Below are 13,180 nucleotides of genomic sequence, written 5' to 3'. Positions count from 1 at the left end.
CTCCTCAATCGGACGAAATGGGGCGCGCAGCGGCGGACGGTTGGCTGGCTGCGGTTTGATCGGTAGGTGCGTCAGCGGTGCGGCTCGGCGCAGGATGTTTGCCGTAGAACGGCACTTTCTTGATGGCGAGGCGCAACGCCTGCCAATGAATTCGTGCGACGACGCCGACGGTCAGCAACGGCTGACGGAGCAGCGCGGCGAGCGCTGTCGAGCGCGTTAAGGGTTTTAATCGGCCACCCAGCGCCGTGCGGATCAGCAAACCGCCAACGTCGTGGTAATCGATCGAGACCGACGCGCTGTTTGGCGTCTCTCTCACACGAAATTCGTAGGTCCCCTCGACGCGGCAAAACGGCGACACGTGCAGCACTTTTCGGCATTTAAGTTCCGTTTCGGCCGTAATCGGCGCGTTGCCCGCAGCACTCAGGAGATAGCTGTGACGATCGCCAAATGTGTTGCGCACCTCAGCCAGCAGCGCGCGCAGATGATCATCGCGATCGTGGCAAAACCAGAAACTGACCGGATTGAACGCATAGCCGAACACACGTGGGAACGCTTGCAGCCAGATCTTGCCGTCCGCTGCTTCAATACCCACCGCCGATAGTTGCGCGCGCATCCATGTGGCGAGATCGCTGCCGTCACGTGGGCCGTGATCGCGTTGGTGCAAGCTGAGCGGCCGCCAGCGATCGACACCGAACCAGCCGCTATCGAGTGACGCAAGACGATCCAGATCGCAGCGCACGCAAAACACCGGATACGTGAAGCGATGATGCTTCGGCCGCAGACGCTCGTGCATCACCTGGCCCGTCAAAAGCCAGGCAGCCGGTTCAGCGTTGGTTTCGACGCGAGCGGGATTCATAGCCTGGCCCACGCCGGCGACGCGTCGAAATCGGCGGCCACGCGCAGTGCCGATTTCAGACCGTCCTCGTGAAAACCATAGCCCGTCCACGCGCCCGCGAACCAGGTGCGGCGCTTGCCTTGCAGCGACGGCAGACGGTGTTGCGCATCGATGGCGGCCAGATCGAACAACGGATGGTCGTAGACGAAGCGGCGCAGTTCGGTGCCCGGTGCCGGCTGCATAACCGGATTGAGCGTGACGACGAGGGGCGTCCTGAACGGCAGCGGCTGCAGTTGATTGACCAGATAACTGACACACACCGGATGCGTGCCGTCGACCGCGCGGCACCCCAGATAATTCCACGCCGACCACACACGCTGACGACGCGGCAGCAGATTCGTATCCGTATGCAGCACCGCGACGTTCGGCTGATAGCGCACGGCGGTTAGCACGCTGCGCTCGTCCTGATCGACGTCGTTGTCCAGCAGACGCAGCGAGGTCGGCGCGTGGGTGGCGAGCACCAGCGCGTCGAAACGCTCCGTGCCTTTGTCCGTGAAGACGTCGACGCCGTCGCCATCGCGTCGCACGCCTTTGACTGCTGTACAGATGCGGACGTCGTCGAGCGTGCCGACGATACGCCGCACATACTCGCGCCCTCCTCCGACCACCGTTTTCCACTGCGGCCGGCGATTCACCTGAAGCAGCGCGTGGTTCAGACAAAAACGCAGGAACGTGGTGGCCGGGAAAGCGAGGATGTCGGCGGTCGCGCTCGACCAGATCGCCGCGGCCATCGGCAGCAGGTAGTGGCGCTGGAACGCGCCGCCGTAGCCACCGGCCGCTAGCAGTTCGCCCATCGATGTGCGTGTTTGCATCGCGAGCTCGAGATTGCTTTGCGCACTGCTGTTGAAACGCATGATGTCGCGCAGCATGCCGATGAAGGTTGGCGAGAACAGGTTGCGACGTTGCGCAAACACCGTATTCAGGCTGGTGCCGGCCCATTCGAGACGGCCTTCGTCGAGCGAGACCGAGAAAGTCATCTCACTCGGGTGCGACTCGACGCCCAGCTCGGCGAACAGCGCGATCAGGTTCGGATAGGTGCGGTCGTTGAAAACCAGGAAGCCCGTGTCGACGGGATGCGTGTGACCCTCGAGCGTGACGTCCACGGTGTTGGTGTGGCCGCCCGCGTAGCCTGCCGATTCAAATAGCGTGACCTGATGATTGCGCGCCAGCAGGTAGGCGCTGGCCAAACCCGAGATACCGGCGCCGATGACCGCGACCCGCGAGCCGCACGGTAGTGGTGAGGTCGGTGCGGAATGGGTCATTGGCGCGTCTCCTGGTTTCACGGGCGCGCGGTCGGTTCGTGAGGTATGGAGGGGGTTGCGCGTCCTTGAAAGGATTTACGCAGCGGGGGTTGAAACGGATGCAAATCTGGCGGATTTTGGGCGGCAGACACGGGCACGCGACCCGGCGAGACAGAGCTAGCCGGCGTGCGGCGTGCTCACATTGGCAATCGGGGAGAGTTGTTCATGCCGGGCCGCGAGGGCCCGGCAGAAAAATCTACCGCGTCAGCGCACCGGAATGATCAAGTGCTGACCGATAAGGATAAGGTTGGGGTTCGGCAGGTTATTGCGCTTCTGCACTTCAACAAATCGCGCACCGCTTCCCAACTGGCTCGCGGCAATGGCATTCAGCGTGTCGCCGGAGCGGACCACGTAGGTCTTCTCGCCGCCGGTCGCAGCGGTGGTGAGCACCTGGTCGCTGATGAAGTATTTACGCAGCAGGTCCAGATAGGCCGGCGACTGCTTGACCTTCGCGATCGCGGAGTTCAGGTAGATCAGCAGCGCGCTGTCTTCCTTGCGTACGCCGATTTTGTACGCGAGGTTGGAGCCGTCCAGCTTCGTGACAGCGAACGTCAGGTCGGTGCCCTTAATCTCCGATACGCCGAACGGATAGTCGTAGACGATGGCGTCGACCTGATGCTCGTCCAGGAAGTGCGACATCCAGGAGCGCTGACCTTCGATGCTCGCATCCGACAACTCGACGATCTTGCTATTCGGGAACGCTTTCTGGACATACGCTTTCACGTCCGGATCGCCCTGCAGCACGCCGACCGTTTTGCCCGCCAGATCGGCTGCGGAGCGGACCGACGAACCCTTGGCGACGATCAACGAATAGCCGAAGTCCTCGACATAGGGAATCGAATAGACGACGCCGCTCGGGGTGTTGTCGGGGAACGTCAGGCCGTCCATGGCGACGTCGACGACCGCGTTGCCCTGCTTGTCGGTTTTCGTCAGCTGATCGGGGACTGCCGGATACGTGTCCACGCCGTGGTGCGTGTCGACCACGATCGTCGGATGGTCGCCCGAGGTAAACTCTTTCTGGGCGAACAGCAGATTGGCGAAGTCGACGTTGAAGCCCTGCGCCTTGCCGTTGTCTTCCGAGTAAAACGGCCGCGATGGATTTTCGACGCTGACGCGTACGACACCGTTGCTCAGGATCGACTTCAGCGTGTCCTTGTTGGGCACGAAACCGTCCGGATTGCTCGGGGCTGGTGTTTTGACGTCGGCGCTGCTGGGGTTGCCTGTGTCGACGCCATTCACCCCGCCGTTCACCGCGACGGTGTCTTTGTCGGCACTCTGGCTGCTGTTAAGCGGATTTTTCAGGCCGCCTTCGTGGATATACCAACCGGCAGCGAGCAAGATCAGGAAAAGAACCGAACCCAGAATTTTCTTCATTGTTTTTTGATCGAGTTGAGTAGTCGAGCGGTGCGCGCCTGATTATTTGGGCGCTGCGGGCGAGCCGAGTTGCTGGGCGGGCGGACTGATAGCGCCCAGCTCGGTAGCGGCCTTGGCTTGCTGCACTTCCGCGCTTTCCATCAGCGACGTTTCCATTTCGGAAAATGCTTTGTTGACCGAGTTCATCACGGAGTCGAGCGCGGCGTCCGTTTTGATTTGCGCGAAAGTGTCGCTGGTTTGCATGCCGGCGATCTTGTTCATGCGTTGCGCGGATTGCGACATGTCCCACAGCGCTTTGGCCCGATCAATCGCGTCGGAGAATCGCTTGAGTTCGTCCTGAACCTGCTTATAGCGCCCTTCGCGAAACGCGAGCAGTTTTCTCATCGTCGCGAGTTGGGTCTCGAAACGGGCCGCGTCTTCGGGATACTGTTTTTTGAACTGCGCGGTTTTATCTTCGAAGTTTTTCACTTCGGTGCGGAAATCGGTGATGCTCTTCTTGAACCGCTCGGCCCCTTCCTGCTTTTCGGCCAGTTCGTTGTAGAGCGTCTCGATCGGGTTCGACTTTGCTTCGTTCACGAACATCTTGACCTTCTGGTTCGCGAACTTCATGGCGAGAACGGGACCGAAGTTGATCGCCGCAAGCCCGATCACCGCCGCGAGGATCAGGCCGACCAGGCCTTTGACCAGCAGGATGGCGAGCGGCGCGCCGATTGCGATGCACAGCCCGATAATCGACCACTTGATGACTTTGTATTTCGTGCTGCTTTTGGTCGTGTCAACGACCGAATTGCCGACTGACATGTGAATCCCCTTTTGAAGCCTGTTTTACAAAACTGGTCTTGCAAACTGTTCGGGACATCGTGGTGGCGGTGCGTTTGGCGTCTGTGTTTTTGGGCTCGACGCGAAAACGCTGTATGACTTTACAGGCACTCAGGCGACTCGGGAAGTGCCACTTCTTTTTCACCGTAATTCGGCGGGTCATGAACTCGAATCGATCTCTAGTGGGCAAGAGCTGCGCGTGTCGGATTCAGGCGGAAATATTTATGACAAGCAAGCATCGGATTATTTTCTAATTGCTTTCAACTCCCGTGTCCGCTGAGGCTGAATTCGTCCATGTGAGCGGGAAAACGCACGTCGAGTATGCGAATGGCATAAATTCGGTGCTGTGCTCGCTTTTTTTTTGCTTCGTTTGGGATGAAGCGAAGTTGGGTCGTGAAGGAAGTCACGCAGCGCGATCAAACGGGCGATGCAGGGAGCACAAGGATCAAATGATCCCTATGTCGGCGGCGGCAGGGACAAAGGCCGAGAACGTCGATCGATTCAAATTAACGTTTCATATCCAATGTGTTCAAGGTGCCGGCCTGGGCCGCTCGCGCGCCAGGCCTTACCGTGTCCGCATCAATCTCCGGAGCGCGGGGGCGCTGCATACATTGCTAGCCAGAAGCGAAGGGCTGACTACAATGTATTGATAAAAACGAAATTGTAGGGGCGGTCGGCGGTCCATTCAGGCATAGCGGTCAGTAGCGTGACGTTTCAATTCCTTCATTGGAGGCATGGCCATGACCTGCCTGAACGAAAGGATTGTCGGCGCAATATTTTTTATTCTGAGCGGATATGCGTTCGCGGGTGGCGTTGTCATCGACGCGCCCGCAGAGATGACCGTTGCGAATATCGCGCCTCTGCCCGAGACGGTTGTTCCGCCCATTCCGGAACCGCAACGGTATCTGCACCGTTATGAAATGGAATATCAATCGGATCAGGGAAAGCCGTTTTACGCGCAAGTCGATAATTTCTATAGCACGCAGGCGACCCGCGATTTCCGATTTGGCGCCGGTAGCGCCACACCGACGCCTGAGGCGGCGCCGCAGCAGGCATCGAGTTACCTCAATCTGGGTCCGTCGACGGCGCCGCAACTCTCGATAGTCCAGTTGCCGAACGCGACTCTAACGCTCGGTGCGCAACCGCAGCGAAGACTGTCGTTGACCGTCGAAGACTGGGTCTTTTCTGGAACTGCACGTGTGGCAGTTCTGCATTCACACGATACGGGTGCGACGCTTTCTGTTTGGCATGGCTTCTGATCTGGAGTTTGCGGGTAAACGCAATGTCGTCCGATCGCCAATGTCGGGGCGAGAGAAATGCTGCCTCCGTCCGGTCGCGATACACGCGACCACATTTGCGTATCTATGAACCTGGGCGGCGACAATTGTCTTGGCCGGTCGTTGACGATTGTTTTGGCCGGTGGTGAGGAGTTGGAGGCGGCGTAGCCGCCGGAGACGACGAACCACCGGCGGCGCCAGGTCGACGGGGCTTTAGGATGGGCTGATCGAAGCTTAAATAAAAAGCGGTCAGCTCATGTCTGGAACCCGCATTACCGACCAACAGGTTCGTCTCTACATGAACAAGCGCAAACACTATCCGCAGGAAGTCGCGGCCGCCAAGACCGGCATCAGCGTCCGTACGGCACGCCGCATCGAGCGCGATGCCACGTTGCCCTCCCAGAAGCCGCGTCAATCATGGCGGACCCGCCCTGATCCCTTCGTCGACGTATGGGACAGCGAAGTTGTACCGTTGCTGCGCAACGCGCCCAACCTGATGGGCATCACGATCTTGCGCAAGCTGCAGGATGATCACCCGGATCGATATCCCGATAGCATGCGTCGCACGCTGGAGCGACGTATTCGCCAGTGGCGGGCACTCGAAGGGCCTAGCCTGGAGGTGTTCTTCCCCCAGGAGCATCAGCCCGGCGTGCGCGGACTGTCGGACTTCACCGATATGAGCAAGCTGTGCGTGACGATCGGCGGCGCCCCGTTTGGCCACCGGCTGTATCACTTCGTACTGGCGTTCTCGCGCTGGGAGTATGCGAACGTTGTTGAGGGTGGCGAGAGTTTCGAGGCCCTTGCTGCGGGATTGCAGAACGCGCTATGGCAGGCGGGCGGCAGCCCGCACGAACATCGCTCTGACAGCTTGTCGGCCGCCTTCAAGAACCTGCAGGAGCAGGAGGACTTCACGACGCGCTATGCGGCGTTACTCGACCATTACGGCATGGAGGGCACGCGCAATAACCGCGGCTTGGGCCACGAGAACGGCAGCGTGGAATCCTCGCATCGGTATCTGAAGGAAGCGGTCGACCAGGCCCTGATGCTGCGCGGCCATCGCGACTTCGCTGACCGGGCGGCCTACGATGAATTCATCCGTGAGGTGGTGATGCGCCGGAACCGGCGTAACGCCGCGGCGTTTCGCATTGAGCGCACACAGTTGCAGGATTTGCCTGAACGCCGTACCACTGACTTCGTCGAGGAAGAGGCGCTCGTGACCCGTTGCAGCACGTTCACCGTGCGCGGCATCCTGTACAGCGCGCCGTCGCGCCTGATCGGCCACCGCCTGAAGGTGCGTCTCTACGGTGACCGGCTCGACTGCTATCTGTCGGGCGCGCTGGTGCACAGTACGCCGCGAGGCTCCCGTGCCGCCGACAACCGCCACGCGCTGGATTACCGTCACTTCATTGACTCTCTCAAGCGCAAGCCTCAGGCGTTCAGGGGACTTGCGTTTCGCGACGCGCTGTTTCCGCGCGATGCCTACCGCCGGACCTGGGAGCGGCTGGAGGCACAACTGACGCAACGTCAGGCATGCAAGACCATGGTGGGGTTGCTCGAACTTGCAGGGCACCACGGCGTTGAAGCGTTGCTGGCGCAGCGGCTTGATGCGTTGCTCGTAGTCGGCGAACTGCCCGACCTGAAACAGTTGCGCGACGAATTCGCTCCGCGTGAGGCGCTGTGTCCCGAGGTGGTGGTCGAGATGCCTCCCATCGCAGTCTATGACGAACTGCTCGACAAGGCGGCCGCATGAACGCACCCGCCTATGAGAACGGTCGTCTGGCCCTGATGCTCAACGAGCTGCGCCTGCCGACGATCGGCAGGTTGTGGCCCGAGTTCGCGGAACGCTCTGACAAGGAAGGCTGGCAGGCTTCACGGCTGCTCGGCGCATTGCTCGAGCACGAACTGGCCGAGCGAGCCAAACGACGCATCGAGCGCCACCGAACCGAGTCGCATCTGGACCCGACCAAGACACTTGCCACCTTCGACTTCGGAATGGTGCCGATGGTCTCGAAGGCGCATGTCACTGCGCTGGCAACCGGGGAATCCTGGTTGGAGAAAGGCGCCACGATTCTCCTGTTCGGGCCGCCTGGTGCCGGCAAGAGTCATCTGGGATCGGCCATCGGACACGCGCTGATCGACGCTGGCTACCGAGTGCTGTTCACGCGCACCAGCGAACTCGTCCAGAAGCTGCAGGCTGCACGGCAGAGCCTGCAACTGCCATCCGCGCTCGCGAAGCTCGATCGCTTCGATCTCATCATCCTGGATGACCTGTCGTACGCGCGCAAGGACCAGGCCGAAACCAGCGTACTGTTCGAACTGATCGCCGAGAGGTATGAGCGCAAAAGTCTTTTAATAACGGCCAATCAGCCGTTCTCTGGCTGGAATGACGTGTTCCCCGACCCCGGCATGACGGTCGCAGCCATCGACCGGCTCGTCCATCACTCGACGATCTTTGAACTGAATGTGGAAAGCTATCGCCGTCGAAAGGCCAGCGACAAACAGAGCGCGCGCCGGCGACAATTACCCAACGACAATTACGATGGAGGCGCGACAACTATGAATTAGCCAGCGACAACTACACCCGTTGACCGGCCAAAATAGTTGTCGCTGACCGGCCGTGCTGCTTGACGCTGTCTAGAACCGCAACGATGGATGCAAATGTGGCGGACTTAGAGCGTGAAGAAGATACCGATTTGCCTGGGTGGTTGGCCTCCAGTTGGGTGCGGTGATTTATACTTTTGGGTGCCGCCTAGACAAGGGTGGCCGGGTTTGACAGCCCGAATCACCCCATCCGCACAAGGCCGCGCAAGCGGCGTTTTCATGTGTGTTGCCTTCGCACGTCTATGGGCGGGCCATGGCAAGGAGACCTTTCGGGGTCTGCCGGTGGATGGGTACCGGTCTGTCAACCTTGTCTTGTGCCCGCTCACCCGATGACAGCGGATGCGGGCGCTTTTTGATCACCCATCGGGAGCGCTTTTATGACTTCGAATACCCCCTCTTCTTTTTCCAAACCCCGTACGCGCGATGAGTTCATCGAAGGGCTGCTCGACGCAGCGGCTAGCGCTGGGGATTTCTATGTGCAGCAGTTTGGACGGCTGGCGGCGATTGCGCAGTCGATCCGGATTGGCGAATGGTCACCCGAAGACAATGCGCAGTTGGTCGAGGCTTTGGAAGGCATTGCCAGTCAGTCGGAGCGACGGGCAAAGATCGATGTGGACTTGTATCGGGGCATGCTGACGGGACACATAGTGGCTTGTTGCTCACATGATGACAAAACCAAGGCTGTCGCTCTCAGCCTCGCGCCTGCCAGTGAAACGAAGCACTAAGTAGATGATGGCGGCTTTGGCCGCCATCATCACGATTCCGACGACCGCAGATCGGCAAGAACGTACGTTAAGGATGCCTCGGTGGCCCTCGCAGGAGCGCCACCGAACGTCAATTCCTCGAACGAGGATTACGGCGTCCAACCGCTCAAGTGTGAAGCGCGACGCGAAGCAATGCCTATTAGGCTGGACGCAATCGAACAAGTTGTTGTGCTACTCCTCGCCACTGCGCCCGAGGTCAAGACATGGTCACCGTCGAACAGCGGCTCACCAGCGTGCAGCCGCACGTCGCACGATGCCCGTGCAGTGCAACCGGAGCACCACCGAACATGCTGTTCCCGTCACCTTCCGCGATCGTCTGGGTACCGTGCTCCTTGCACTCGACTGTATCGCCCTTGCGGGCAACCGGTTTGCCGTCCACGATGTCGGCATTCGAACCGGTCGTAACGGTGCCTCCGTGAGGGGCCAGCGTATCGCCAACCACAATGACCTGACGAACCATCAACTTCCTCCAACTTTGGCCGGTGCTACGGCCTGCCGATCCGACTTAATCACAAATCGATCTCGCGTACACCGGCCATGCCAGTTTCCGCGTTCGGACTGCCAAGATACGTCCATTGCACATCGGCGATCGCCGCGTCGATGAAACGCTCACCGGGATGCGGAAATGCGTGATCTTTCTCGACGAACGCCTGCTGATCCCACCGGTTGTACAGCACGGCCATCGGATGATCGCTGGCAACATGGCCTTCCCATATGCCGGTTTGGGGACAGCGCTGCTGTCCACTGCACCTGACTTGCGAAGCCGGTTGCGGAATCTCGCGCAGGAACCCTGCGTCAATCATGTGCTTCAGGAAATCGTCCCGCTGTGGGGGTAGGACATAGGCCTCACCGAGGTAATGCCATTGCACCTGTTCGGCGGTGAGCCAGCCGGAAGACGATGCCTCGAAACGCTCACCCGCCTGGTAGCGCTCCGGTGTGTTCCGGCGGGCGGGAATCAGTTGGGTCTTGGGAGCAGATGCTGGACCGTATAGCGCGAGCCAGTAGCCGTCGCGCGGCACGATCTGGTTGCCCGCAACCGCCATCGTGCTTTGTTCCACCGACGACACAGCGTATCCGTGCGGAATGAATTCGCGCCCTTGCAGTGCTGCGCCCTGTTGCGGTTTGGGCGGTGGTGTCACGGCCTTTGCGCCGTCGATCAATGTCTGCACGTCGCCGTCCCATTTGGGCAAAGGGGCCGGAGGCAGGGGCAGTACCTTGTCGAGATTGGGAAGCTTCAGACGGCCACCATAAAACTCCAGCGCGTCGCCAAGCTTGCTGTAACGCTGGGCACGGGCCTTGTCAATGTGGCCGACGAGATTGGTGCCATCGTTAAGACCCAGGCCGTTGAATTCGGGAGCAATACTGTTTGCGGATTTTGCACTTCCAAGTTTGACGCCTTCGTGCAGAATCTTGAGTGCCCGTAACTTCGCTTCCGGGGTATTGGGACGTGCGTAGATCAGGCTCAGCTTTTCGGCGGCATCCCCATAGCCTTGCGCAAACGCACACTCCAACATCTGAGTCGCAATGGGTAAGTTGCCCCAAAACCCTTCACCTGGGTCGTCATAGGTACCCGCCATCTTATAGCCCAGGAAGGTCTGCGCGGAGGGGCTGCCCATATCGGCGGCGCGCTGGAAGAAAGCATAAGCGCTTGTAGCACTTCCGCCTTTGACTATCCCGTTCTGGTGATAACTGCCCATCATGTCGTACGCGTCAGGAACCCCCAGTTTCATCGCTTTCTCTACCCAGCGAATCGCCGCTTCCGGATCGTGTTCCGGAACGCCCGGATTGTCGCTCAGAATCAGCGAGGCGAGATTGAGCATGGCCTTCCAGTGATTGCGTTCAGCCGCTTGCATGTACAACTGATAAATCTTCGGGTAGTCACGTTTCGTGACATAGACATTCGGATCATCGAGAGCCAATGCCTGCTGGAACCACAGTTCGGCCTGCGGATCGAGAGGGGGGAGGTGCTGGTCCTGGTACACGCAGGTGAAGGCTTTGCGGTGCGGATTGAACAGCGGCAGTTTTTCGTAGCGCGGCAGGTCGGACATGGAGATGCTCAGCTTGCTGGTGAGGGCAGTAAAGGGGCTGGCCTGCGCGCCAGCGGCCATTACACCGAGGCTAGCGACCAGAAATCGCAGAACGAGGGCGATGAGCCCAATACGGAATCGATACATGTTAGGCATATTCCGCATTTCCTGAAGACGGCATCGTCACCGAGGCGTGCATTGTGTTCGTGGCACGTTGATCTTCGAAGGGCAGGAGAAACCCTGTCATCTTTTGCTTTCCCGCCAACTGGATGTCGCGATTTTGTGCCATGCGTTTATTCCACGCCTTGAAAACGTCCGGCAAATCGGTAGGGCTACCACTACCGGGAATGTCGCCGCCCGAATGCAGACTGAAGACCTCCTGGCGCAACGAACCAGCATATTCCAGTCCGGTCACACCGATATTGATTTCGCTGTCTGACGACATGCTGCGCTGGTTCAGGTTTGCACTACCCACCGTAAGGAACACGTCGTCGATGATCATCAGTTTGGAGTGGATATAGATTTCGCGGTACGCCATGCCATCGCCGTGCGGGCCGCTCGTGCGCAACCGGGCAACACTCACTTTCATTCCAGTTGTGGCTGCAAGCTGCTGCGCGCTTGGGCGGTCTAGCACCTTGCGTTCAGTGCTGATGGGGCCGTCCGGCGTCTGGACGGTATCAGTAATAGTTTTTGCGTCCGCATAGTTCTGGCTGATATTGCCGTCATCAACGTACTTCCGCTGCGCGGACATTCCGTCGCTCGCGCCAAGCTCGGTGAGCGTGTCATACGTGCGCGGAATCATCCCGTCGTCCTCTGGATGAGGGATAACGATGAACAGATGCAGCATCGGCATCTGCGAAACGGGCTTGCCCGACTTTGCCGCCCAGGCCTCGCAGAATGTTTGCCGCGTCTTCTTCAGTTGACGCGCGAAGGCGGGGTAAAAAAAATACTGGTTCTCGATGTAGATGTAGTTGCGGGCGAAACTGCTCGCCTGATAGTACAGTTCCTTGATCGTCTTGTCTTTCTCGCGCGGATGGGTACGAACGATCTGTACGCCGTGTGCCGGATTTTTGGGCGCCTTCGGGATGTTGGCCGGTATGTCCGTCAGCTCGTTGACCTTATGGTCTGGCGCGAAGATGTTCCAGTCGCTCACGAAGTTATGATGCAACCGCTTGAGCGCGGGACCGACCACGCGGCACGCGTAGTCCTGGTACGGTCTGCCGTGCACGTAGCCTTTCGTCGCGGGTTGCCCTTGCGTCGCCTCCTCGTGCGCCTGCTCGTCCTTGAGCTTGCCCTTGGCTAACGCCTCCCGTATCGGGTCGTCGATCTTGTGGGCGGTGGTGTCCCAGTAGTCGGTCACTGAGTTCAGTCCCATGACGTAACCCACTGCGTAACGCCCTTCTTCGTAGGCGTAATCGATAAGGATTGGTTTCTGATGATGCGTCGGATAATTTTCCATCAGACCGGTTTCATCAGCCGGATTCCCCGCCACGTAAACCGGCTTGTCCTCCTCGTCGGCCAGTGCGTGCTGGGCATCGGCGGTTTCGATGGAGCGGAATGCAACCTGAAGACGCGGATTTTTCCCGCTGACATTGCCTTTCGGCAGATTGTCTTTCCACCACTGAATACAGTATTCCTGGCGCTTCTTGCTGTCGTAGGGAGACGACGAAGTGCCGACTATCCAGGCCGCCGGATTGGTGAATGGATTGTGGCCATTGTCGGAGTAGCCGGGTACGTTGTTCTGTTTGGCCGAGGCAGTTTCGGCGTACCAGACCATCAACCTGACCGTAACCGGGTTCTCCTTGCGGGTCGTGATCTCTTCAAGCAACGCCCCATAGGTTTGCCCGCGCGGCCACGTGTCGCCGCCGCGCACGAGTTCCATACCTGGGTCGAACCCCCAGCAGATGATCTCCACGGTCGATTTAGCATTTTTCAGGTCGTTCGCGATCGACCTGAATCCATCTTCGCCACAGATCATGAAATCGAGCGTGTTCTCATAGGTAATCGGCGCGATATCCTGGCGTTTTTCCAGTAACCATTGCACCGACCCCTGCGCGGTACGGGTCTGTTCGTCAATCGCGACGGTTGCCGGATTCTGGGACTGTAGGGTGTCGGCCACGTT

11 protein-coding genes are annotated in these 13,180 nt (G+C 59.4%); 4 read left to right on the top strand and 7 right to left on the bottom strand.

Going from position 1 to position 13,180, the window contains the following annotated elements:
- Nucleotides 1-4: 4 nt before the first annotated feature.
- From P3T25_RS31965 to P3T25_RS31950, 4 genes are all read right to left on the bottom strand, one after another.
- Complete coding sequence (locus tag P3T25_RS31965; RefSeq protein ID WP_429360885.1) at nucleotides 5-856, bottom strand: DUF1365 domain-containing protein; 852 nt, start codon at nucleotides 854-856, stop codon at nucleotides 5-7.
- Nucleotides 853-2,157: an NAD(P)/FAD-dependent oxidoreductase gene (locus P3T25_RS31960; RefSeq protein WP_429360883.1), complete on the bottom strand. Its 1,305-nt coding sequence runs from the start codon at nucleotides 2,155-2,157 to the stop codon at nucleotides 853-855. The genes P3T25_RS31965 and P3T25_RS31960 overlap by 4 nt, the downstream gene beginning before the upstream one ends.
- A gap of 243 nt (nucleotides 2,158-2,400) precedes the next feature.
- Complete coding sequence (locus P3T25_RS31955; protein WP_429360881.1) at nucleotides 2,401-3,570, bottom strand: transporter substrate-binding and LysM peptidoglycan-binding domain-containing protein; 1,170 nt, start codon at nucleotides 3,568-3,570, stop codon at nucleotides 2,401-2,403.
- A 42-nt stretch (nucleotides 3,571-3,612) separates the two neighbouring features.
- Nucleotides 3,613-4,371 (bottom strand): hypothetical protein, encoded by a 759-nt coding sequence (locus tag P3T25_RS31950; protein ID WP_154558920.1) that lies wholly within the window; start codon nucleotides 4,369-4,371, stop codon nucleotides 3,613-3,615.
- 758 nt (nucleotides 4,372-5,129) lie between these two features.
- On the opposite strand from P3T25_RS31950, the gene P3T25_RS31945 reads away from it, so the two are divergent.
- From P3T25_RS31945 to P3T25_RS31930, 4 genes are all read left to right on the top strand, one after another.
- Nucleotides 5,130-5,648, top strand: coding sequence for a hypothetical protein (locus P3T25_RS31945; protein WP_429360878.1), 519 nt, complete (start codon nucleotides 5,130-5,132; stop codon nucleotides 5,646-5,648).
- Nucleotides 5,649-5,922: 274 nt separating this feature from the next.
- The gene (gene istA / locus P3T25_RS31940) at nucleotides 5,923-7,416 is read left to right on the top strand and encodes an IS21 family transposase (protein WP_429360876.1); all 1,494 of its coding nucleotides are present in this window, start codon (nucleotides 5,923-5,925) and stop codon (nucleotides 7,414-7,416) included.
- Nucleotides 7,413-8,231, top strand: a complete 819-nt coding sequence (istB, locus tag P3T25_RS31935; protein WP_095418116.1) for an IS21-like element helper ATPase IstB — start codon at nucleotides 7,413-7,415, stop codon at nucleotides 8,229-8,231. Before istA ends, istB begins: the two co-directional genes overlap by 4 nt.
- Before the next feature lie 413 nt (nucleotides 8,232-8,644).
- Nucleotides 8,645-8,992 (top strand): hypothetical protein, encoded by a 348-nt coding sequence (locus tag P3T25_RS31930; protein ID WP_154562034.1) that lies wholly within the window; start codon nucleotides 8,645-8,647, stop codon nucleotides 8,990-8,992.
- A gap of 235 nt (nucleotides 8,993-9,227) precedes the next feature.
- On the opposite strand, the gene P3T25_RS31925 is transcribed toward P3T25_RS31930, so the two are convergent.
- Genes P3T25_RS31925 through P3T25_RS31915 form a run of 3 tightly spaced genes read right to left on the bottom strand, consistent with a single transcriptional unit; the run spans nucleotide 9,228 to nucleotide 13,177 of the window.
- On the bottom strand, nucleotides 9,228-9,491 hold the full coding sequence (locus tag P3T25_RS31925; RefSeq protein WP_154562036.1) for a PAAR domain-containing protein: 264 nt from the start codon (nucleotides 9,489-9,491) through the stop codon (nucleotides 9,228-9,230).
- A 49-nt stretch (nucleotides 9,492-9,540) separates the two neighbouring features.
- Nucleotides 9,541-11,214, bottom strand: a complete 1,674-nt coding sequence (locus P3T25_RS31920) for a tetratricopeptide repeat protein (protein WP_429360873.1) — start codon at nucleotides 11,212-11,214, stop codon at nucleotides 9,541-9,543.
- Complete coding sequence (locus tag P3T25_RS31915; RefSeq protein ID WP_266241228.1) at nucleotides 11,207-13,177, bottom strand: phospholipase D-like domain-containing protein; 1,971 nt, start codon at nucleotides 13,175-13,177, stop codon at nucleotides 11,207-11,209. Before P3T25_RS31915 ends, P3T25_RS31920 begins: the two co-directional genes overlap by 8 nt.
- Between the last annotated feature and the right edge of the window lie 3 nt (nucleotides 13,178-13,180).

The sequence above is a fragment of the Paraburkholderia sp. GAS32 genome, from assembly GCF_050434225.1.
Taxonomy (GTDB): domain Bacteria; phylum Pseudomonadota; class Gammaproteobacteria; order Burkholderiales; family Burkholderiaceae; genus Paraburkholderia; species Paraburkholderia madseniana.
This window is presented reverse-complemented; position numbering and strand designations above follow the sequence as displayed.

What these genes read in the sequence shown, in the direction of transcription:
- P3T25_RS31960 (WP_429360883.1), bottom strand. Translation starts at nt 2,157, where the DNA reads ATGACCCATTCCGCACCGACCTCACCACTACCGTGCGGCTCGCGGGTC.
- istA (WP_429360876.1), top strand. Translation starts at nt 5,923, where the DNA reads ATGTCTGGAACCCGCATTACCGACCAACAGGTTCGTCTCTACATGAAC.
- P3T25_RS31955 (WP_429360881.1), bottom strand. Translation starts at nt 3,570, where the DNA reads ATGAAGAAAATTCTGGGTTCGGTTCTTTTCCTGATCTTGCTCGCTGCC.
- P3T25_RS31925 (WP_154562036.1), bottom strand. Translation starts at nt 9,491, where the DNA reads ATGGTTCGTCAGGTCATTGTGGTTGGCGATACGCTGGCCCCTCACGGA.
- P3T25_RS31950 (WP_154558920.1), bottom strand. Translation starts at nt 4,371, where the DNA reads ATGTCAGTCGGCAATTCGGTCGTTGACACGACCAAAAGCAGCACGAAA.
- P3T25_RS31945 (WP_429360878.1), top strand. Translation starts at nt 5,130, where the DNA reads ATGACCTGCCTGAACGAAAGGATTGTCGGCGCAATATTTTTTATTCTG.
- P3T25_RS31930 (WP_154562034.1), top strand. Translation starts at nt 8,645, where the DNA reads ATGACTTCGAATACCCCCTCTTCTTTTTCCAAACCCCGTACGCGCGAT.
- istB (WP_095418116.1), top strand. Translation starts at nt 7,413, where the DNA reads ATGAACGCACCCGCCTATGAGAACGGTCGTCTGGCCCTGATGCTCAAC.
- P3T25_RS31920 (WP_429360873.1), bottom strand. Translation starts at nt 11,214, where the DNA reads ATGCCTAACATGTATCGATTCCGTATTGGGCTCATCGCCCTCGTTCTG.
- P3T25_RS31965 (WP_429360885.1), bottom strand. Translation starts at nt 856, where the DNA reads ATGAATCCCGCTCGCGTCGAAACCAACGCTGAACCGGCTGCCTGGCTT.